The following is a 19613-nucleotide window of genomic DNA, read 5'->3' on the forward strand; positions in this document are numbered from 1 at the left end:
ATCTCTTTAAGTTACCCTTTGCTCTCTTTTTCTGCTTCTCGGTCACGTAGACGCTCTCTACGTTACCCTGTCCCCTCTTTTCAAGCTTCTTCGGTCACGTAGACGCCCTTTACTTTACCCTGTTCCCTCTTTTACCGCTTCTTCGGTCACGTAGACGCCCTTTACTTTACCCTGTCCCCTCTTTTCAAGCTTCTTCGGTCACGTAGACGCCCTTTACTTTACTTTACTTTGTTCCCTCTTTTCAAGCTTTTTCGGTCACGTAGACGTCCTTTACTTTACCCTGTTCCCTCTTTTCAAGCTTCTTCGGTCACGTAGACGCCCTTTACTTTACCCTGTTCCCTCTTTTTCTGCTTCTCGGTCACATAGACGCTCTCTACGTTACCCTGTCCCCTCTTTTCAAGCTTCTTCGGTCACGTAGACGCCCTTTACTTTACCCTGTTCCCTCTTTTGCCGCTTCTTCGGTCACTCAGACGTCCTTTACTTTACCCTGTTCCCTCTTTTCAAGCTTTTTCGGTCACGTAGACGCCCTTTACTTTACCCTGTTCCCTCTTTTCAAGCTCCTTCGGTCACATAGACGCCCTTTACTTTACTTTGTTCCCTCTTTTGCCGCTTCTTCGGTCACTCAGACGTCCTTTACTTTACCCTGTTCCCTCTTTTCAAGCTTCTTCGGTCACGTAGACGCCCTTTACTTTACTTTGTTCCCTCTTTTGCCGCTTCTTCGGTCACTCAGACGTCCTTTACTTTACCCTGTTCCCTCTTTTCAAGCTTCTTCGGTCACGTAGACGCCCTTTACTTTACCCTGTTCCCTCTTTTGCCGCTTCTTCGGTAACGTAGACGCCCTTTACTTTACCCTGTTCCCTCTTTTACCGCTTCTTCGGTCACGTAGACGCCCTTTACTTTACCCTGCCCCCTCTTTTCAAGCTCCTTCGGTCACATAGACGCCCTTTACTTTACCCTGCCCCCTCTTTTCAAGCTTCTTCGGTCACGTAGACGTCCTTTACTTTACCCTGCCCCCTCTTTTCAAGCTCCTTCGGTCACATAGACGCCCTTTACTTTACCCTGCCCCCTCTTTTCAAGCTTCTTCGGTCACGTAGACGCCCTTTACTTTACCCTGCCCCCTCTTTTCAAGCTTCTTCGGTCACGTAGTGAAGTAAATTTTATCCCCCAAAAAAGAAGCTGTTACGCTTGAACAGCTTCTTTGGAGAAATCATTTAATTTGAGATATTCTAAAACATGTTGGACTGCTGCCTCACCTTGGTCGATGCAATCGGGAACGCCAATCCCTTCATAGGAAGAACCCGCTAAAAATACACCGGGCAATTCTTCAGCAACATGTTTTTTGATCGTTTCAAGCCGTTGCTTATGGCCGACAATATATTGCGGCATTGCATTTTTCCATCTGGAAATAACAGCAAAGTCAGGCTCCATTGATATATCCATCGTTTTGCTTAAGTCATCAAGGACGATTTTTATAATTTGGTCATCGGACAGGTCAACGATCGTCTCGTCACCAGCACGGCCCACATAACAGCGAAGCAGTACCTTGCCTTCAGGAGCAGAGTGTTTCCACTTTTTGTGTGTCCATGTACACGCAGTAATTGTATAATCACTATTTCTTGAGACAACGAACCCTGTACCATTAATATCCTTCTTAATTGCTTCTTTAGGGAAAGCAAGCGCGACTGTCGCAACAGAAGTTGAAGGTACATTTTTAAAAGGATCAAAAAAGGAATACTGCTTAAAAATCAACTGGGTAATTTTGTGGGAGGTAGCAGCTATCACACTATCAGCCATCATGGTTTCCCCGTTGTTTAAAAAAATCTCGTATTGATCGTTCAATTTATAAATTTTGCTGACGCGATGTCCTTTTAAAATGGAATTAGGCTCCAATTTTGCTTCAATTGCCTCTGCAAACGACTGAAGACCCGTTTTAAATGTCAAAAAAGCACCTTTTGATTTATCGGCGGTTTCTTTCTTTTTCGGCTGAGAGGAACTAGATTTCCTCATTCCTATTATTAAGCTGCGATACTTTTGTTCAACCTCATAAAACTGTGGATATGTTGCCATTAAACTTAACTGATCAAGATCACCCGCGTAAATACCAGACAATAATGGCTCAATTAAATTCTCAACAACCTCATTTCCCAATCTTCTTCGGAAAAAATCTCCTAATGATTGGTCTTTGCCACTATCTGACTTTGGCAAAAACAGATCTGCTGCAGCCCTCAGCTTTCCCGGAATCGAAAATAAACCTGTTGTGATAAACGGCCCAACTTCTGTTGGGATCCCCATAACCGAACCGCCTGGCATAGAATATAATTTATTATTTACAAGAATATAAGACTTTCCTGTTGAGTTATGAACCAGCTGATCCTCCATGCCAACCTCTTTTGCAAGCCTTTTAATGCTCGTTTTACGCGCTAAAAATGAATCAGGACCCCGTTCAATTGTAAAACCGTCCCTTATAACCGTTTGCATTTTTCCACCCAGCCGATGAGAAGCTTCAATGAGCTTAACATCGAGTGGAAGATGTTTTTCTCGTGCAATTTTTTGAAGATAAAATGCTGAAGTCAATCCAGTAATCCCACCCCCAACAATTGCAACAACACGTCTGCCTTCCCTCACGGAAGTCACCTCTTTCACGAATTCTTGCTGTTTATTCAGATGATTTTACTATAGTCTTCAAAATGACAGTAGACAAAGCATCGATAAATGGTTCCTTTGCGTTTGGCATCTCTGGGCGATAATAGTTCGCCCCGACTTCATCTGTCACTGCTTTACATTCAATATCATTATCATAAAGCACCTCAAGGTGTTCACAAACAAAGCCTACAGGCGCGTAAACATACGATTTATACTGATGCTCTTTGGCTAATGCTCTTGTTAGTTCTTTAACATCAGGACCAAGCCAGGGTTCAGGCGTTCTCCCTGCACTCTGCCAGCCAACCGTGTAGGTTTTAATTCCAGCCTGTCGAGCAATTAAATCAGCAGTCTCCTGCAGTTGCTGTGGATACGGATCACCCGATCGCAGAATCTTCTCTGGCAGGCTGTGAGCAGAGACAATAAGCATCGATTGTTCCTTTTCATCCTTCGGCATTTGCTCATAAATTTGCTTTATTTTTTCAGCCCAAAAATCAACAAATTTAGGTTCATCGTACCAGCTTTCGACCGAGAAAAATCTTGGCCCTCCCAGTTTCTCTGCTTCTTCTTTTGCCCTGTCATTATACGACTTTACACTAAAGCTGGAGAAGTGCGGAGCAAGTACGATACTAACAGCCTCTTCGATCCCATCCTGATTCATTTGCTTAACAGCCTCTTCAATAAACGGATCAATGTGCTTTAGTCCAAGATACATTTTAAAATCAATTTCAGTTTGTAGTTGATTGAGTTGTCTTTCTAGTTTTTCCGCTTGTTCCATTGTAATTTTGGAAAGTGGGGAAATTCCGCCAATCGCCTCATAACGATTTCTCAAGTCCTCAATCATATCAGCTGATGGCTTGCGGCCGTGGCGAATGTGTGTATAGTAACGTTCAAGATCTTCTAATTTATATGGGGTTCCATATGCCATAACAAGCAAACCCATTTTCTTTTTTGTCAATTTGTCAGCACCTCGTTTCTAGTCCAAGTGGGTACACTTAAAAATGACCTTCTCTTTCAGCCGTCTTTAAGAATGGGCACTTGTGAAAAAGAGGGGTGTTTCGCATTTATCCCCTCTCGCAGACATTCTTCCTATATTGTGCCAAAAAATCCGATGGTTTGCCAACTTTAGCACTATTAAAATAAAAAATACTAATTGGGTTCAGTTTTACTTCGCAGCAGAATAGTCATGGATAAAAGCTGTTAATCTCTTTAAGATATCTGGATCAGCCTGAGGAAAAACCCCATGACCTAAGTTGAAAATATAACCGTTTTGCGCCATTCCCTGATCCAAAATTGCTTTTGCTTTCTCCTCAATAACTTCCCAAGGTGCTAAAAGAATGGCCGGATCGAGGTTTCCCTGCAAGGTTTTTTGAATTCCTAATTCCCTTGCCTGCTGAATTGGCATGCGCCAATCTAAACCAACCACATCTAGCGGCAGATCATTCCATTCTAAAGCTAGATGGCTAGCACCAACGCCAAACATGATAAGGGGGACGTTTTCTTCTCTAAGCGCAGAAAAGATTTTAGCCATTACCGGTTTGATAAAGTATCGATAGTCTTCTACATTCAATGCGCCGACCCATGAGTCAAAAATTTGAATAGCTTTTGCCCCAGCTTTAATCTGCGCTTTTACATATATAATAATCATCTCAGCGAGCTTATCCATTAAGGCAAACCATGCTTTAGGTTCCGTATACATGAACGCCTTTGTTTTATTGTAGTTCCGTGATGGACCGCCCTCGATCATATAACTGGCGAGTGTAAACGGTGCACCTGAAAAACCAATTAACGGGACAGACAATTGTTCTTCAGTCAAAAGCTTAATCGTTTCAAGTACATACGGGATATCTTCCTCAGGGGAAATTCCGCCTAGTTTTTCAACATCGGCTAAGGACTTGATTGGATTTGCGATGACAGGCCCTACCCCACTTTTTATCTCAACCTCTACTCCAATTGCCGGAAGCGGTGTCATAATATCTTTATACAGGATCGCGGCATCGACATCATAATTTTCAACCGGAAGTCTGGTAACATATGCACATAGCTCTGGTTGATGGGTAATTTCAAACAGAGAATATTTTTCTTTAATTACTCGATATTCCGGCTGGGATCGCCCTGCCTGCCTCATATACCAAACAGGTACATAATCTGTCTTTTCTCCTCGAGCTGCTTTTAAAAACGTATCGTTAATCGGTCTTACCATTTAAAATATCCACCTTTCGAGACATGTCTGCTTAACATTGTAATATATCTGATGATAAAGTAAAACTAGATTTCAAAAGGGATTCCACAGCTTCTCAAAAGAAGTTACAAGGATTTATTTTTATAAAAAAAAATATCTTAACAATATACAATGTCTTCACTATATCGATTTATTAAAATCTTGGGTAGATACCGTGCTTAACTGTCAAAAAAAAGTCGTTTTTAAGTTTACAAATTTGTTTAAATTAAAAGGTAAGAAAAGCAGAGTAAATTAAGTATGTATCAGATTTCCCCATGCGGGTAAATTACTCAAGTAAATATACCTTCCGCCCGCTAAATAAAAGATAAAAACTTTTTAAATGGGGATGATTACTATACAAAAACTAACGCCAGATTTCGTAAATAGAACCACTCTAATATCGTTGATGATATCCTCTCTAAAAGGTATTTCACAAGTAATACTGATTGAAAATGCAATAACAGGCTTCATTATTCTTGTCGCTATTATGATTTCATCTTTAGCTTTAGGCATCATTACCCTTTTATCGGCCATCATCGGAACCCTAATTGCTAAAATAGGTGGAGCAGATATAGATAGTGTTAATCAAGGATTATATGGATACAACTCTGTACTAACAGGGATGGCGCTTTCATTGTTTTTAAGCGGTGATGACCGCTGGGCAATTGCTTTAACTGGTGCTGCCATTGCAGCGGTATTTTCAGCAACGTTAATCCATGTTATGAAAAATACTGGACTGCCCGTCCTTACGTTTCCATTCATTACCCTTACATGGTTTTTACTGCTGACCTCTTATCGGTTGGTTACATTTCGGTTAAGCCCTAATCTTGTACCACAGTCTTTATCCAATTGGACACTGAATATTGAGGGTGAAACAAATTGGCTTGATGGAAGTGTAAATGGAATCGGGCAAGTCTTTTTTCTTGATTATAACTTATCTGGTATTTTACTTTTTGTCGCGATCTTTTGGGCAGGGTGGAAATTTGGTCTTTATGCCATCATCGGTAATGCTGCCGCTTTATTAACATCCTATCTTCTTGGGGGTGAACATAGTTTAATTTTTAATGGACTTTATGGTTACAATGCCATTTTAACCATTATCGCTGTATCGATTGTCTTTAAGGAAAACCAGCGTTTCTCACTGCTGACAGGGATTATTGCTGCTTGTTTGACGGTTCCCATTACGGCTAGTGTTGATACATGGCTATTGCCCTATGGCCTTCCCGCGCTAACAATGCCTTTTGTTTTATGTTCATGGCTGTTTCTAGGTGCAAGAAAGGTTCTCACATCTATTTGATAAAACGAAAAGCAACATCCCGGACGTGTACGGGATGTTGCTTTTTCGTTAATATTTAAAACTTTTTTGTAACAGCCATTAGAGCTAAATCCATTGCTTAAACAAACCTTCGTTAAAACCCAAATTATACATATAGTAAATTCCAAAAAGAATGCTTATGCAACCGGTAGTCATGATTAGCACCCTGCTTGTTACCATTTGTTTCATGCTTAAAACAAATGGAATTCCAATAATCGTTGTAAACAGCAACATGCCAGTTATGGTGCCAGCACCAAAGACTAAAATATATAAACCGCCCTGCCAAACGGAATTCACCGTACTCATCGTAAGCAAAACCATCGCCGCACTTCCTGCGAGTCCATGTATAAGCCCAATAATTAAAGATTTTAAATACGGTACATTTTTATTTACTTGAATTGTAGAGAGGCCGGATTCTTCTGAATGGTCAAGGTGAATATGATGTGAGTGCTTTCGATCCTTCTTAAAGGATAAAATACTGGTGGTCCCAAGATAAACGAGCATGATCCCTACTAAAAATTCTAATGACAGTGACCACTTTGCCGATATATCATTTTTCATCATAATTAAAATAATGCCAATAATAAAAAGAGTAGCTGTGTGCCCAATTCCCCAATAAATTCCGGCAAGTGATGCGTGCGATAATTTTTTGCTTTGGCTTGCAATGGTGGAAACAGCAATCACATGATCCGGTTCCATAGCATGCCTAATTCCTAATAAAAATCCCAAGGTCATAACTGAAAACAAGGTAATTTCCATTAAAATTCCTCCCCTATTATCCCTTTTCTCATTTAGAAAAACCCAGTAACCGTATAGATTACCAGGTATTATAACTTTTAATATTTTCTTAAAAAGCAAAGGCTGGTACTAAACCATTCTTTCCTAATTGTATGTAGACACTCCGCAAATATTCTCTCTATTACTTGAGTGGAATTTGCTAATACACGGATTGTAAACCCTGGTTTTGCTAAAAGCGAAATACCAGCCTTAAACGAGGCTGAATTATCATTTATTTCCTGAATTAACCGGTCAAGAAGAGCACTGCTCGTTTGTTCCCCTACGACAATCATCGAGCCTAAATGGGAAAATCCCTCCATTAACCCTAGTCCCCCTATATTTTGAACACCAGGTTTCAATTTAATATGGTCATAGGCTGCCAGTTCATTATCAATATAGACCTCATTCAGCAATTGCACACTTTCATAACTAAAACGAACTCCATCTGGTGACCAGCCTGGTGTAATAATATCGGTATAAATAAACGTCGCGTTTTTTTCCATTCGGATAACATTTTTTTGTTTATATCTAGCGTCTCGGTAAGCAATAAGCGGATCGGGTAAATATTCAAGAAAGCTGCCCTCTTTAAGAATGATCTCCGTTTCCTGATATACGTGATTATTTGGAGTTCTATAGACCTTCGTCGCTGATTGCGTGGTTAACGTAAGTTTGGCCTGTTTTTCCAAAGAGATTTGCAGTTTATAACGGTCGCCATCTAAATAGCCTCCACCGGGGTTCAATAGATAATAGCATGCTTGACCAGTATGATCATGATAAACCGGCCTCATGACCTTAAAAGCACCCTGGAAGTAAACGTTTTTCGCGACCGTTTTCCCTTTGCGTTCTTCGGCCGACAGTCTTAATTCACCAGTCCACCCCGCCATTTTAAGCTAATCCTTCTAAAAAAGCATTTTGTTTCAGCCAATCAACGACATCCCCTAGCCCATCGTTTTCTTTAAGGTTGGTAAACACAAAAGGTTTATCTCCGCGGAAAACTTTTGTATCTGATTCCATCACATCAAGGGATGCACCAACAAATGGGGCTAAATCAGTTTTATTAATAATAAACAAGTCAGATTTAATCATACCTTGTCCGCCCTTTCGGGGAATTTTTTCCCCTTGGGCTACATCGACTATATAGATCGAGAAATCAACTAATTCCGGACTAAATGTAGCTGCAAGATTATCCCCGCCGCTTTCGATAAAAATTAATTGAACGTCCGGGTGCTTTTCCTTTAGCTCATCAATTGCGGCGAAATTCATGGAAGCATCTTCGCGTATTGCCGTATGCGGACAACCACCAGTTTCAACACCAATGATTCGGTCTGCCGGCAATACACCATTTTGCATAAGGAATTTAGCATCCTCTTTTGTATAAATATCATTTGTGACAACCGCCATACTTAATTCGTCATTCAGATGTCTGGTTAATTTTTCCACCAGCATCGTTTTACCTGCCCCTACAGGTCCTCCAACACCAATTTTAATAACGCCCATAAAAAACACTCCCTTTCAATTATTTAAGACATAAAGATTCGTATAGTAACCCGTTCATGCATCATTTGTGATAGCTCTAATCCAGGAGAAACAATGCCGAAATCCTCTTCATCAAGTAGTTGAATTTTCTCTGCGGACAACACTAATTCACTTTGGAAGTCATGAATAATTTTCTGGCCAGCTGTCTGTCCTAATGGGATGGCCCTTACAGCATTTTGCACAAGATTTGAAACAACAGAGTACAAATAAAATAAAATCGCTTCGGTTTTCGATGCTTCAAGATTATGTGCAATCATGGTAAAAACGATTGCGGGGTGCCCAAAAGATTGCTTTGCCTTAATCCTCTTTCTGTAAATGGAGAGAATAGGAACATCATATAAATTTTCAACAAGACTTAACATTCTCTCCCCCATTCTTTGGGTGCCTTCTCTTGTTTCCCGTGGCAGATTTTGGACATTCAATATTCGGTCCAGCTTCCATACTTTTAGGTAATCTTCTTTTTCCAATGCTTGATAAATGAGATGACAAGCAAGCCCATCTGAATAGATGAGCTGTTCATTTAAATAAACATGGAGCCACTCTTTAAATGTATCCGGATTATGAACAATATTTTCTTGTATATAACTCTCAAGACCAAAGGAATGGCTAAAAGCCCCTGTTGGAAAATTCGAATCACATAACTGAAATAAGGAAAGGATTTTATTCATGGCTATGACCTATATGACGAAATGCCTGCTTTACCTTGCGTTCTTCACGGGTAAAAGGAATGTCCATCTCCCTTACTAACTCCTCCACAAGATAATCATATTGAACCATCATTTCATCATTCTCAAATTGGGCCGGAAGATGACGATTGCCCAGCTGATGGGCGATATTTCCCATTTCGTTTAGACTCCGCGGTCTAATCACCAATAAATCATCCGCCATCACATCAATGACAATCATATTTCGATCATCCATATACAAAACATCACCTGCAGCCAAGGCTCGCGACTCTTTCAAGCGAATGCCAATTTCCCGGCCGTGGTCTGTTTTCACCCGTTGAATCCGTTTCACCAAGTGAGCACTCTCAAGGTAAACCTTTTCAATATGACGGTTAATGATTTCTTCTTTTTCCATACTCTCAATATTTGCTTCAATTCTTTCAATGATCACTGTTCCCACCTCAAAATAGAAAATAGCGCTGTCCCATTGGTACCTTGTCCACCGGATCACAGGTGATGAGTTCACCATTTACTCTTACCTCATAGGTTTGCGGATCGACGGTAAGCTCAGGCGTTTCTGAGTTTAGCTTCATGTCTTTCTTCGTTAATTTCCGGATTCCATGTACAGGAAGAATCATCTTCTCCAATCCCAGTTTTTCGTGTACCTTATTTTCCACAGCTGCCTGGGAAAGAAAGGTAATCGAGCTCTTTGACAAAGCCTTTCCATAAGCGGCATACATTGGACGGCACACAACCGGCTGCGGTGTTGGAATGGATGCATTCGCATCACCCATCATGCCACATACAATGAATCCACTCTTTAACACCAATTCCGGCTTCACACCAAAAAATGCAGGATTCCAGATAACAAGGTCAGCAACTTTTCCTACCTCCACGGAGCCCACATAATCAGACACCCCATGGGTAATCGCAGGGTTTATTGTATATTTAGCTACATATCGCTTCACTCGATTATTATCGGAAAGTTTGCTGTCTCCTTGCATGGATCCTCTTTGCTTTTTCATTTTGTCTGCTACTTGCCATGATCGAATGATAACCTCTCCAATTCGTCCCATGGCCTGAGCATCTGAACTTGTCATACTGAAAACCCCCATATCCTGAAGGATATCTTCAGCAGCAATCGTTTCTTTTCGAATCCGGGAATCAGCGAAAGCAATATCTTCCGGTACTGAAGGGTTTAAATGATGACAGACCATCAGCATATCTAAATGTTCGTCTACTGTATTAACTGTATATGGCAGAGTTGGATTGGTTGATGAAGGGAGAACATTCATATAGCTCGCGGATTTGATTAAATCCGGGGCATGTCCTCCGCCTGCACCTTCTGTATGGTACATATGAATGACCCGATCCTTAATAGCTGCCATCGTATTTTCAACAAACCCGCCTTCATTTAGGGTGTCTGCATGAAGTGCTACTTGTACATCAAACTGATCTGCTACTCGAAGGGCATGGTCAATGGCAGAAGCCGTTGCGCCCCAATCTTCATGAACCTTTAATCCGATTGCTCCCGCGCGTATTTGTTCTGCTAAAGGCTCTTCAGCCGCTGCCTGTCCTTTTCCTGTGAACCCGACATTGATCGGCAGTCCCTCTGCCGCCTCAAGCATTCGATGAATATTCCATTCACCCGGAGCAACGGTTGTTGCTCTTGATCCTGCAGTAGGCCCAGTGCCTCCGCCTATGACAGTGGTGAGACCGGCAGAAAGAGCTGTATCAACCTGCTCAGGATTTATGAAATGAACATGGGTATCGAGACCGCCAGCCGTGACAATCATTCCTTCACCGGCAATGATTTCAGTTGAAGCCCCAATGATAATGTCTACCCCATCCATGACCAAAGGATTGCCGCTTTTTCCGATTCCGGAAATTTTTCCATCGCGGATCCCGATATCAGCTTTATAAATTCCTGTATAGTCTAGAATGACTGCATTTGTAATGACAACGTCTGGAATCCCATCCGCTCTGGTCACTAGAGGATGCTGTCCCATTCCATCACGTATAACTTTACCGCCTCCGAAGACAACTTCATCACCATAAGTCGTATAATCCTTTTCAATTTGAATAAATAAATCGGTATCCGCTAAGCGAATGGAATCACCTACAGTAGGTCCATACATTTCAGCGTATTGCTTCCTGGTCATTTTATAACTCATTGTTGACGCCCTCCTTTCACGGATCCATCTGTTTTATTATTAAAGCCGTACACCTTTTGTTCCCCGGCATAGTTAACTAATTCCACCTCTTTTTCATCACCCGGTTCAAATCGAACAGCGGAACCGGCAGGGATATTTAAACGTTTTCCAAAAGCTTCTTGACGATTAAATTGTAAGGCTTCGTTTACTTCAAAAAAGTGAAAGTGAGAACCAACTTGGACCGGCCGATCCCCGGTATTTGTTACATGAAGTTTTAAGGTTGATCTGCCTTCATTAATGATAATTGGTTCTTCTTTTAAAAATAATTGTCCTGGCTCCATTCCTGTCTCCATTTTTGTTTCCCTCCTGTTGCCTTATCGAATAGGATCATGTACAGTTACTAATTTTGTTCCATCCGGAAATGTTGCCTCTACTTGGATATCATCAATAATATCCGGTATACCTTCCATAACATCTTCTCTTGTCAAAATTGTTGCCCCATATTCCATCAATTCTGCCACGGTTTTTCCGTCCCGGGCCCCTTCTAACACCTCATATGTGATATATGCTACTGCTTCGGGATAATTCAATTTCAATCCCCTGTCTTTCCTTCTTTTAGCAAGATCCGCAGCCACCACAATCATGAGCTTGTCAATTTCACGAGGTAATAATTGCATCGTAAAGCCTCCTTTATCCAAGGTAATTTCTGGAAAATCAAAATAAACACACTTTAATAAAGTTACCTATCCAAATAAATTTAAACACTGTCTAAAAAATTTTCATAAAAAAAGACCTTCTTTACCGATCGCAAAAGGACACCATAAAAGAATAAGAGAATCGGATTTGGTTGAGGATTTGATGTACATGGCAATCGATGCAAACCTTCCGATTGTCCGCTAAAAGAACAGCCCCCTTGCTTCCTTACAGGAATAAAAGTTAAAATTGAAGAAAAGTAATGCATTTCATTGCAGTCATTGCAATGTTCCAAAAAGAACAAGTAATAAAGGAAATAAGGAAGGTTAAAAGATAGGATTAGAAAAGAGTTTTATTTTCTTTAAAAATAATTTAGAGGGGTTTTAATGATGTACGCTTACATAACGGCAGGAACATATGATTTTTTAAAAGCGATGAAAGAAAAGAATCCACAAGAAAAAATAGCTATGATGGAAAATGAAGACGGGGCATTATTGCTGCATGAATCAAATGGAGAAACCATTTTTAAAGAACCACGTGAATACGAAATACTCGATTCCGCAGGAACGATTGGGGAAACCGGCTTTGTTGTAATGAATAATATTCCTGTTACTGATGAAGGTCGGCCAATATTTGAATATCGATTCAAAGACCGGTCAAAACAGGTTGAAAATCAGCCGGGTTTCCTTGCTATTAGAGTCCTGCGGCCGCTTTCATCCAACACCTATATCGTTATCACAGTGTGGGAAACCGAAACAGCATTTACTCAATGGAAAAATTCAACTTCCTTCAAAGGAGCGCACAATAATCAACAGGAAGCAACAGTAGTCGAACCGCAGCCTAAAATATTCGCCAGTACTTCCTATACTAAAAAATACACATTGTCCGAATAACCAGAAGAATGAGGAAAGGATGGAGCAGTGCTCCATCCTTTTTTTCACTTTTTTCATCTGTCTTAGTAAGTTAAAATTACATACGCTCTCGAATGCTCTCTGCCATTTCCTGTAATTGCTGTGAAGAATAATCGCCTTGATTATCTTTCCAAACTGCACCAAAGCCATCGCCTTTTCCGTAGCGCGGGATTAAATGAAGGTGAAAATGGAAAACGGTTTGGCCGGCCTGTTCCCCATTATTATTAACCATATTTAATGCTACCGGTTCATACTCTGCTTTTAAAGCATTGGCAATGGACGGGACAGCCTCAAAAACGTTCCGTGCGATTTCAGGTGTTAGCTCAAACAAATTTTCTTTATGTACTTTAGGAATAACTAAGGTGTGCCCTTTCGTTACTTGACTGATATCTAAAAAAGCTACGACATGTTCATTTTCAAATACCTTGGCAGAAGGAATTTCCCCACTAACAATTTTACAAAAAATGCAATCGCTCATTTTGCACAACCTTTCCAAATAATGTTTATTATGTATTTTACCACATGGCATAAATGTAAGAAAGGCAGGATCCGCATGGAATCCTGCCTTCTTGAAGGGAAACGCTTCTAGTTTATCGTTCAATCAGGTCTCTTTCTTTGGTAAACACCTCATTTTAATGGTAGTGTTTTTATAAAGAGTGATCTCTGTTCAAGCTTACCATCCCCTACTCTTCTTCATATGTTTTCTCAACGTATAAAGTAATGAAACGGTCGATGGTCTTTGATAAACACCTCATTTAAGCTGTTTTCTCTAAAATAAGCTATTTGAACATCAAATGGTTACAAGGTACTTTGCCCAAAACAACCATCCCCTTATCTGAAACGTTCTAAAAGCTAATGAATTGAAAGGAACTTGTCTGCGACAGACACCTCATTTCAATTTTGGGATGAACTAAATCATCACTTTTGTTGTTCCCCTTCGAATATTATGATGTCCGATTAGGAAAAGAATATACAAAAGAAGTTCAATTTATTTCATTTTCTTTTGTACCTAAAAAGGATTTGCTAAAATGAAAGCATAAAGTATAGGAAGGACGTTGAAAATGTCTTTATTATCAATCGAAAATTTAACGGGGGGATATACAAGAAACCCCGTTCTAAAAGATATTTCATTTGAAATCAACAATAAAGAGATGGTCGGATTAATTGGCTTAAATGGTGCAGGTAAAAGCACCACGATCAAACATATTATTGGTCTCATGGAACCGCATCATGGAGAAATCAAAATTAATGGACTTTCATTTAACAAGGACAAAGAAGCTTATCGAAAATTGCTCACTTATATACCGGAAACACCTGTTTTATATGATGAACTTACCTTGGAAGAACACTTAAAGCTTACTGCTATGGCATACGGGTTGGATGAGGCAATATATCGGGGGAGAATTACATCCTTGCTAAAAGAATTTCGCATGGAAAAACGTTTGAATTGGTTTCCCGCTCATTTTTCAAAAGGGATGAAACAAAAAGTAATGATTATGTGTGCTTTCTTAGTTCAGCCGTCACTTTATATCATCGATGAACCTTTTGTTGGACTTGATCCTCTTGGCATTCAATCGCTGCTCGATTTAATGAACAAAATGAAAGACGCTGGGGCAGGCATCTTAATTTCGACTCATATTCTGGCTACAGCGGAAAAATATTGTGATCGGTTCGTCATCCTCCACGAAGGAAAAATTCGTTCAAAAGGGACATTGGGTGAGTTAAGAGAACAGTTTTCGATGCCCGCTGCCTCATTAGATGAATTATATATTCAACTGACAAAGGAAGATAATTATGTTTGATGATAATAAACTTTGGAGAGAGCGTTTCGGCCAACGTACAAAGGATTTAGGAAAATACCTTCGTTATATTTTTAATGGTCATTTAATGGTTGTTTTACTATTTTTGCTTGGTTCCGCAGCGTATTATTATCAAAATTGGGTAAAAGGGCTGCCAGATCACTTTCCATCAGAAATTATTATGGCAATTTGTATTGGTCTTTTTCTTACGTACAGTCCGGTTTATAATTTTTTGCTTGAGGCTGACCAAGTATTTTTACTGCCGCTTGAAAACAAAATGAAACGCTACTTTTATCGTTCAGGTATCATCAGCTTTATTTTTCAAGGATACATATTGTTACTTGTTCTTGCAGTGTTCATGCCGATGTTTGCTCGTGTAAGCAGCAGTGGCTTCCGCCCCTTTTTTCCATTTCTAATTGTTTTGTTAGTGTCTAAAGCTTGGAATTTAGCCAGCGGATGGCGAATACAGTATTTTATCCAGCCCTCTATTTACAGATGGGATGCGATTGTTCGTTACTTTATCAATACATCCTTTGCCTTTTTACTGTTTAAGCAAGCGAATCCACTGATTTTAGTTGCGATAGCTCTTGTAATGGTCCTTTATTTTCGATCTTTTTATATACGTACTAAAAATAGCAACTTGAAATGGGATTTATTAATCAACCAGGAAGAAAAACGAATGAATTCCTTTTATCGGCTGGCTAATCTTTTCACAGATGTACCGACATTAAAAGACACGGTAAAAAGAAGAAAATGGCTGGATTTTCTGCTTCAGTCGATACCCTTTTCTCAGGAGAAGACCTATCACTATTTATATACAAGGACGTTTCTTCGCTCTGGTGATTATCTTGGACTTTTTGTTAGATTAACGGTGATTGGCGGGATTGCGATTTATTTCCTATCCTTTGGTCTTGGACAGGTATTGCTTGCAGTTTTATTTTTATATTTAACTGGGTTTCAACTTTTGCCACTTTGGAACCATCATCAAAATAAGCTTTGGGTTGACTTGTACCCTGTACATGCAAACGATAAAAAGTCTGCCTTCTATTCCTTACTCATGGTTATTTTAATCGTCCAAACGATTATTTTTGCGATAATCCTGCTAATCAAAAGTCAATGGTCAAGTGCTTTATTAGAACTACTTGTTGGGGGTTCGTTCAGTTACTACTTTGTTTTTATTTATAGTAAAAAGCGCTTTAAAGCAGAATAGACCTCTTAAATTTGTATCACGAACAAAAATACAAGTAAAAGGTTGGGGAAATATGAATGATTATGAGGTAAAGGTTTATGAGGAAATTATTTTGTGGAAACATAAAATAAAAAAACGTTCCGGGATGATGGCGCGAATGTCCAAAAAAGCACAGAGTAAAATAACTGATTGGATTCCGGATAAGGTTCATCAGGCAGTTACAGAGAGCGTTAAAGCAATGGTCAAAGCAACATTAGTTGGCTCCCAAGTAACCACCCCGAGAAATCAGGCCCGTGGTTTTTCATTAGCTGAAAGAGATGATTTAGCAAGAAAAAAAATATCGGTTTATCAAAAAACAGCAATTGTGGAAGGTGCTGGAACAGGTGCAGGTGGAATTTTCCTTGGTCTGGCTGACTTTCCTTTATTGCTTACGATTAAAATGAAGTTTCTCTTTGAGATTGCCTCCATCTATGGCTTCGATACAAAGGAATACACTGAGAGGCAATTTATTCTTCATGTTTTTCAGCTTGCTTTTTCTAGTGATCAAACACGTGAGGATACCTTATACATGATTGAAAATTGGGAAAATCAGAAGAACGTCCAAGAAGATATGGATTGGCGCAAGTTTCAACAAGAATACAGGGATTATATCGATTTGGCTAAATTATTCCAGCTTGTTCCTGGAATCGGTGCGTTTGTCGGTGCATATGCAAATAACAACCTTCTTAATCATTTAGGTGAAACTGCGATGAATGCCTATCGTTTACGAATATTAAAATCACCCCCGGCAATCTCTGATTAAATAGACTGAATATTTTTATCTTTATTCTCTTATTTTACTATGCTATAATATTATCAAGTTTTTCGCTGCAGGCATTGAGCGCACTGCAGGAGAAACAAATTAGCTTAGTTAGCTGAGGAGAGATGAGAAATGAAAACGAAGAATTTAGTTGCTCTTGCACTTTTGGTGGGGATTGGGGCAGTGTTACATGCGGTAATTCCTGGAATTTTTCTTGGAATGAAACCAGATATGATGTTAGCAATGATGTTTTTAGGGATTATTCTTTTTCCAGATTTTAAAAGTGTTATGATTTTAGGGATTGTTACTGGCTTAATTTCTGGTATTACAACAACCTTCCCTGGAGGATTGATTCCAAACATTATTGATAAGATTGTCACATCCTTGTTATTTTTCGGTTTGTTTGTATCTTTAAAAAAATTCCGGGGTTCTATTATTAGCGTTGCTGTACTAACAGCGATTGGAACAATTATTTCTGGTGCAGCATTTTTAACATCTGCTTATTATATTGTCGGATTGCCAGGTCCTTTTGCTGGATTATTTGCTGCAGTCGTTTTACCAGCTGCAGTAATGAATACAATCACGATGATCATTCTTTACCCAATCGCCCTATCCGTTGTGAAAAGAACAAAATTGACTTCTCAATCACTTGCTCAAAAGTAGGTACAAAAGCGGAAGCGCCCGTTTAGCGATGTATGGACTGGAGCACATCGACTGAGATAAAGGATACACGAAGAGCACAAGCGATTCGATGTTGACTTATCGTAGGGGGAGGTGGGCGAAGTCCACTAGTCGCTGGGCGCTGGAGCTAGACGTTGCGGAAAAAGAACCTTTTTGAGGTTCTTTTTTTGTTTTTTTTTACATAGGTGGTAAAATTTATATAAAATAAAAAAAGATTGCTCCAATAAACAGTGAAAATCCTCCTGCACAGCCTAAAGTTAATGCCCTGCTTTTTAAAACTTTTTTCGGAGGATATACACCTGGCTTTATAAACGCCAGCAAAAAATACAGTGCTGCCGTTACTAATACTGCACTAATGAAAAACATACTGATTGCTGCAAGTACCATCAGCACACCCTCCCTTACTAAAAAGCTGCTCGTTCATTTATATGTATTTGTACGCATTCCTATGAGCCGCAGAGTATGAGAAACCAATCAAATAGGATGTGTTTTGATTTCTGAATATTGAATGTTAACAAAACTTTCAAATAAAGGTGGAAATATCGGAGAAAAGTATTTATTATTAAAGTGATAGCTATTTTAACATTAAATGTATCCACTCATTTAATAGATATTTAAAAATACATGGATGTTTTATAAGCTAAAATATTTTCTTAAAATTTTGTAAATTAACATCTTTATTAATCTTTGTTTTATTGGCATAATATTAATAGAGAAATTAAAAAGTAGGTGAGACGGGGATGGCGGAAAAACAGTATTCAATGAAAGAAGCGATGCTATTTAGCCAGCGAATTGCTCAATTAAGCAAGGCCTTGTGGAAATCAATTGAGAAGGATTGGCAGCAGTGGATAAAGCCATTTGACTTAAACATTAATGAGCATCATATCCTTTGGATTGCATACCATCTACATGGTGCTTCCATTTCGGACGTTGCTAAATTCGGGGTTATGCACGTATCCACAGCATTTAACTTTTCAAAAAAGTTAGAAGAGAGAGGCTTACTTAAGTTTTCCAAAAAGGAAAATGATAAGCGTAACACGTACATCGAACTCACTCCACAAGGAGAAGAGATCTTACTGCAGTTAATGGAAAACTTTAATCCAGACAACAATTCTGTGTTATCCGGAGCATTGCCGCTAAGAGAACTTTATGGAAAGTTCCCTGATATTATTGAAATGATGGCAATCGTCCGTAATATTTACGGAGATGATTTCATGGAGATTTTTGAAAGGTCGTTCAATAATGTTGACAGTGAGTTTACTGAAGAAAATAGTAAATTAGTAAAAACCCAGAAGTCAGAACAAGAATTCGTTTAGGAATTAAAGGTATTTCTTAAATTCCAGCATGAGAGACTCAAAAAGATTCTGGCGAAGGCAAGCTACTATTACTTCTTCTGTCTGGAGAGTAAGTGGCATGGAAGTAGAAAACTCATCGAAAAGCGGATAAAAATAGACAAACCCCTCCGCTTTTTGTTTAGCCATCTTATTGCACATTTCTTCACAAAGCTTAAAGAAGCTTTGTACTTCCTGCTCTGAAATCCCTTTTTCAATAATAAGTTTACTAAACTCAAGCTTCGGATTGTTTATTAACTTTAACAATAATTTTTGATGAAATTCAAGTAATTGAATTCGTTCTACAAGTTCACGTTCATTCATAAATGACAACCTCATTTCATACCTTTGCCGTTTCATATTTTCATTATTTACCAAAACTTAATCAAGGTAAATGATTTTTTCTTATCGAGACATTTTCTTCAGCGCTCTATTTACTGAGAATGATCTTTACCTTCAATTTTCTCACATTTCCACCTTATAATTCTACTAATTGGTATCGAAACCTAAGGCGGAAATCCTTTTGACTATCTTTTTTTATTTTTTTTTGTTATTGTAGAATTTATGAAGCAGTTGGCGAGGTCTTTCTGAGCAGTTTACAAGGTACTCTCCCCTATTTCTTCACCTTCAGGAAGAAATAGTGCTCTATAAAATATTCGTTCACAAGGGAGGGAATCTTTGATGATCTCCGTTTTTATTGTTATTGCTATTTTTATTCTATTTTATGTGAATAAATTGACCAATGCTCTTTGTATCCAAAAGGGCATACCTGAAGAGCGGCAAAATAAAGTATTTAGAACAATTAATGTCCTAGTTACTATACTACTTGTTTCCTCCTACATGGAAATCCTATTTACTTAAAATATGTATAGGAAAAAGCGGAGAGTCGATGCTCATCGCCTT

The 19613-nt window shown here is 39.2% G+C and carries 22 protein-coding genes; 8 read left to right on the forward strand and 14 right to left on the reverse strand.

Annotated features, from left to right (window positions below; all coding sequences use genetic code 11):
- Window positions 1-1179: 1179 nt before the first annotated feature.
- From hemY to hemE, 3 genes are all read right to left on the reverse strand, one after another.
- Window positions 1180-2625 (reverse strand): protoporphyrinogen oxidase, encoded by a 1446-nt coding sequence (gene hemY / locus JN080_RS15670; RefSeq protein ID WP_256236940.1) that lies wholly within the window; start codon window positions 2623-2625, stop codon window positions 1180-1182.
- 31 nt (window positions 2626-2656) lie between these two features.
- A complete protein-coding gene (gene hemH, locus JN080_RS15675; RefSeq protein WP_256236941.1) occupies window positions 2657-3598 on the reverse strand; it encodes a ferrochelatase in 942 nt (313 codons plus the stop codon).
- A 207-nt stretch (window positions 3599-3805) separates the two neighbouring features.
- Window positions 3806-4843, reverse strand: a complete 1038-nt coding sequence (gene hemE / locus JN080_RS15680) for a uroporphyrinogen decarboxylase (protein WP_256236942.1) — start codon at window positions 4841-4843, stop codon at window positions 3806-3808.
- A 364-nt stretch (window positions 4844-5207) separates the two neighbouring features.
- Between hemE and JN080_RS15685 the strand changes: the two genes are divergently transcribed.
- Window positions 5208-6158 (forward strand): urea transporter, encoded by a 951-nt coding sequence (locus JN080_RS15685; RefSeq protein WP_256236943.1) that lies wholly within the window; start codon window positions 5208-5210, stop codon window positions 6156-6158.
- 84 nt (window positions 6159-6242) lie between these two features.
- Here the strand turns inward: JN080_RS15685 and JN080_RS15690 are convergent, their stop codons facing one another.
- From JN080_RS15690 to JN080_RS15725, 8 genes are all read right to left on the reverse strand, one after another.
- Window positions 6243-6935, reverse strand: coding sequence for an urease accessory protein UreH domain-containing protein (locus JN080_RS15690; protein WP_256236944.1), 693 nt, complete (start codon window positions 6933-6935; stop codon window positions 6243-6245).
- Between the two features lie 77 nt (window positions 6936-7012).
- Window positions 7013-7837 (reverse strand): urease accessory protein UreD, encoded by an 825-nt coding sequence (locus JN080_RS15695; RefSeq protein ID WP_256236945.1) that lies wholly within the window; start codon window positions 7835-7837, stop codon window positions 7013-7015.
- Window position 7838: 1 nt separating this feature from the next.
- Window positions 7839-8450 carry an urease accessory protein UreG gene (gene ureG, locus JN080_RS15700; protein WP_256236946.1) on the reverse strand — a complete coding sequence of 204 codons (612 nt, stop codon included), beginning with the start codon at window positions 8448-8450 and terminating at the stop codon, window positions 7839-7841.
- A 23-nt stretch (window positions 8451-8473) separates the two neighbouring features.
- Window positions 8474-9157 carry an urease accessory protein UreF gene (locus tag JN080_RS15705; RefSeq protein WP_256236947.1) on the reverse strand — a complete coding sequence of 228 codons (684 nt, stop codon included), beginning with the start codon at window positions 9155-9157 and terminating at the stop codon, window positions 8474-8476.
- Window positions 9150-9605 carry an urease accessory protein UreE gene (gene ureE, locus JN080_RS15710; RefSeq protein ID WP_256236948.1) on the reverse strand — a complete coding sequence of 152 codons (456 nt, stop codon included), beginning with the start codon at window positions 9603-9605 and terminating at the stop codon, window positions 9150-9152. Before ureE ends, JN080_RS15705 begins: the two co-directional genes overlap by 8 nt.
- Before the next feature lie 10 nt (window positions 9606-9615).
- Window positions 9616-11328, reverse strand: a complete 1713-nt coding sequence (gene ureC / locus JN080_RS15715; protein WP_256236949.1) for an urease subunit alpha — start codon at window positions 11326-11328, stop codon at window positions 9616-9618.
- Complete coding sequence (gene ureB / locus JN080_RS15720) at window positions 11325-11648, reverse strand: urease subunit beta (protein ID WP_256237045.1); 324 nt, start codon at window positions 11646-11648, stop codon at window positions 11325-11327. The genes ureC and ureB overlap by 4 nt, the downstream gene beginning before the upstream one ends.
- A 33-nt stretch (window positions 11649-11681) precedes the next feature.
- Window positions 11682-11984 carry an urease subunit gamma gene (locus tag JN080_RS15725; RefSeq protein ID WP_256236950.1) on the reverse strand — a complete coding sequence of 101 codons (303 nt, stop codon included), beginning with the start codon at window positions 11982-11984 and terminating at the stop codon, window positions 11682-11684.
- 405 nt (window positions 11985-12389) lie between these two features.
- Here JN080_RS15725 and JN080_RS15730 point away from each other — a divergent pair, with 405 nt between their 5' ends.
- Window positions 12390-12893: an antibiotic biosynthesis monooxygenase family protein gene (locus JN080_RS15730; protein ID WP_256236951.1), complete on the forward strand. Its 504-nt coding sequence runs from the start codon at window positions 12390-12392 to the stop codon at window positions 12891-12893.
- 76 nt (window positions 12894-12969) lie between these two features.
- Here JN080_RS15730 and JN080_RS15735 read toward each other — a convergent pair whose 3' ends face one another.
- Window positions 12970-13389, reverse strand: a complete 420-nt coding sequence (locus JN080_RS15735; protein WP_256236952.1) for an HIT family protein — start codon at window positions 13387-13389, stop codon at window positions 12970-12972.
- A 583-nt stretch (window positions 13390-13972) separates the two neighbouring features.
- Here JN080_RS15735 and JN080_RS15740 point away from each other — a divergent pair.
- The 4 genes from JN080_RS15740 to JN080_RS15755 all read left to right on the forward strand — a co-directional run bounded on the left by JN080_RS15740 (window position 13973) and on the right by JN080_RS15755 (window position 17361).
- Window positions 13973-14713: an ABC transporter ATP-binding protein gene (locus JN080_RS15740; RefSeq protein ID WP_256236953.1), complete on the forward strand. Its 741-nt coding sequence runs from the start codon at window positions 13973-13975 to the stop codon at window positions 14711-14713.
- A complete protein-coding gene (locus JN080_RS15745) occupies window positions 14706-15920 on the forward strand; it encodes an ABC transporter permease (protein WP_256236954.1) in 1215 nt (404 codons plus the stop codon). The genes JN080_RS15740 and JN080_RS15745 overlap by 8 nt, the downstream gene beginning before the upstream one ends.
- Before the next feature lie 52 nt (window positions 15921-15972).
- Window positions 15973-16701, forward strand: coding sequence for an EcsC family protein (locus JN080_RS15750; protein ID WP_256236955.1), 729 nt, complete (start codon window positions 15973-15975; stop codon window positions 16699-16701).
- Window positions 16702-16830: 129 nt separating this feature from the next.
- A complete protein-coding gene (locus tag JN080_RS15755; RefSeq protein ID WP_256236956.1) occupies window positions 16831-17361 on the forward strand; it encodes a tryptophan transporter in 531 nt (176 codons plus the stop codon).
- Window positions 17362-17574: 213 nt separating this feature from the next.
- On the opposite strand, the gene yhzF is transcribed toward JN080_RS15755, so the two are convergent.
- The gene (gene yhzF, locus JN080_RS15760) at window positions 17575-17766 is read right to left on the reverse strand and encodes a membrane protein YhzF (protein ID WP_256236957.1); all 192 of its coding nucleotides are present in this window, start codon (window positions 17764-17766) and stop codon (window positions 17575-17577) included.
- 353 nt (window positions 17767-18119) lie between these two features.
- Between yhzF and JN080_RS15765 the strand changes: the two genes are divergently transcribed.
- A complete protein-coding gene (locus tag JN080_RS15765) occupies window positions 18120-18695 on the forward strand; it encodes an HTH-type transcriptional regulator Hpr (protein WP_256236958.1) in 576 nt (191 codons plus the stop codon).
- Between the two features lie 3 nt (window positions 18696-18698).
- Here the strand turns inward: JN080_RS15765 and JN080_RS15770 are convergent, their stop codons facing one another.
- Window positions 18699-19034, reverse strand: a complete 336-nt coding sequence (locus tag JN080_RS15770) for a DUF1878 family protein (RefSeq protein WP_256236959.1) — start codon at window positions 19032-19034, stop codon at window positions 18699-18701.
- 357 nt (window positions 19035-19391) lie between these two features.
- On the opposite strand from JN080_RS15770, the gene JN080_RS15775 reads away from it, so the two are divergent.
- Window positions 19392-19571, forward strand: coding sequence for a hypothetical protein (locus tag JN080_RS15775; protein WP_256236960.1), 180 nt, complete (start codon window positions 19392-19394; stop codon window positions 19569-19571).
- Window positions 19572-19613: the final 42 nt, after the last annotated feature.

This window comes from Bacillus sp. EB600 (assembly GCF_024494385.1).
Lineage (GTDB): Bacteria > Bacillota > Bacilli > Bacillales > Cytobacillaceae > JAEVLT01.

What these genes read in the sequence shown, in the direction of transcription:
- hemE (WP_256236942.1), bottom strand. Translation starts at nt 4,843, where the DNA reads ATGGTAAGACCGATTAACGATACGTTTTTAAAAGCAGCTCGAGGAGAA.
- JN080_RS15685 (WP_256236943.1), top strand. Translation starts at nt 5,208, where the DNA reads ATGATTACTATACAAAAACTAACGCCAGATTTCGTAAATAGAACCACT.
- JN080_RS15690 (WP_256236944.1), bottom strand. Translation starts at nt 6,935, where the DNA reads ATGGAAATTACCTTGTTTTCAGTTATGACCTTGGGATTTTTATTAGGA.
- JN080_RS15695 (WP_256236945.1), bottom strand. Translation starts at nt 7,837, where the DNA reads ATGGCGGGGTGGACTGGTGAATTAAGACTGTCGGCCGAAGAACGCAAA.
- ureG (WP_256236946.1), bottom strand. Translation starts at nt 8,450, where the DNA reads ATGGGCGTTATTAAAATTGGTGTTGGAGGACCTGTAGGGGCAGGTAAA.
- JN080_RS15705 (WP_256236947.1), bottom strand. Translation starts at nt 9,157, where the DNA reads ATGAATAAAATCCTTTCCTTATTTCAGTTATGTGATTCGAATTTTCCA.
- ureC (WP_256236949.1), bottom strand. Translation starts at nt 11,328, where the DNA reads ATGAGTTATAAAATGACCAGGAAGCAATACGCTGAAATGTATGGACCT.
- ureB (WP_256237045.1), bottom strand. Translation starts at nt 11,648, where the DNA reads ATGGAGCCAGGACAATTATTTTTAAAAGAAGAACCAATTATCATTAAT.
- JN080_RS15725 (WP_256236950.1), bottom strand. Translation starts at nt 11,984, where the DNA reads ATGCAATTATTACCTCGTGAAATTGACAAGCTCATGATTGTGGTGGCT.
- JN080_RS15730 (WP_256236951.1), top strand. Translation starts at nt 12,390, where the DNA reads ATGTACGCTTACATAACGGCAGGAACATATGATTTTTTAAAAGCGATG.
- JN080_RS15735 (WP_256236952.1), bottom strand. Translation starts at nt 13,389, where the DNA reads ATGAGCGATTGCATTTTTTGTAAAATTGTTAGTGGGGAAATTCCTTCT.
- JN080_RS15740 (WP_256236953.1), top strand. Translation starts at nt 13,973, where the DNA reads ATGTCTTTATTATCAATCGAAAATTTAACGGGGGGATATACAAGAAAC.
- JN080_RS15745 (WP_256236954.1), top strand. Translation starts at nt 14,706, where the DNA reads ATGTTTGATGATAATAAACTTTGGAGAGAGCGTTTCGGCCAACGTACA.
- JN080_RS15750 (WP_256236955.1), top strand. Translation starts at nt 15,973, where the DNA reads ATGAATGATTATGAGGTAAAGGTTTATGAGGAAATTATTTTGTGGAAA.
- JN080_RS15755 (WP_256236956.1), top strand. Translation starts at nt 16,831, where the DNA reads ATGAAAACGAAGAATTTAGTTGCTCTTGCACTTTTGGTGGGGATTGGG.
- yhzF (WP_256236957.1), bottom strand. Translation starts at nt 17,766, where the DNA reads ATGGTACTTGCAGCAATCAGTATGTTTTTCATTAGTGCAGTATTAGTA.
- JN080_RS15765 (WP_256236958.1), top strand. Translation starts at nt 18,120, where the DNA reads ATGGCGGAAAAACAGTATTCAATGAAAGAAGCGATGCTATTTAGCCAG.
- JN080_RS15770 (WP_256236959.1), bottom strand. Translation starts at nt 19,034, where the DNA reads ATGAATGAACGTGAACTTGTAGAACGAATTCAATTACTTGAATTTCAT.
- JN080_RS15775 (WP_256236960.1), top strand. Translation starts at nt 19,392, where the DNA reads ATGATCTCCGTTTTTATTGTTATTGCTATTTTTATTCTATTTTATGTG.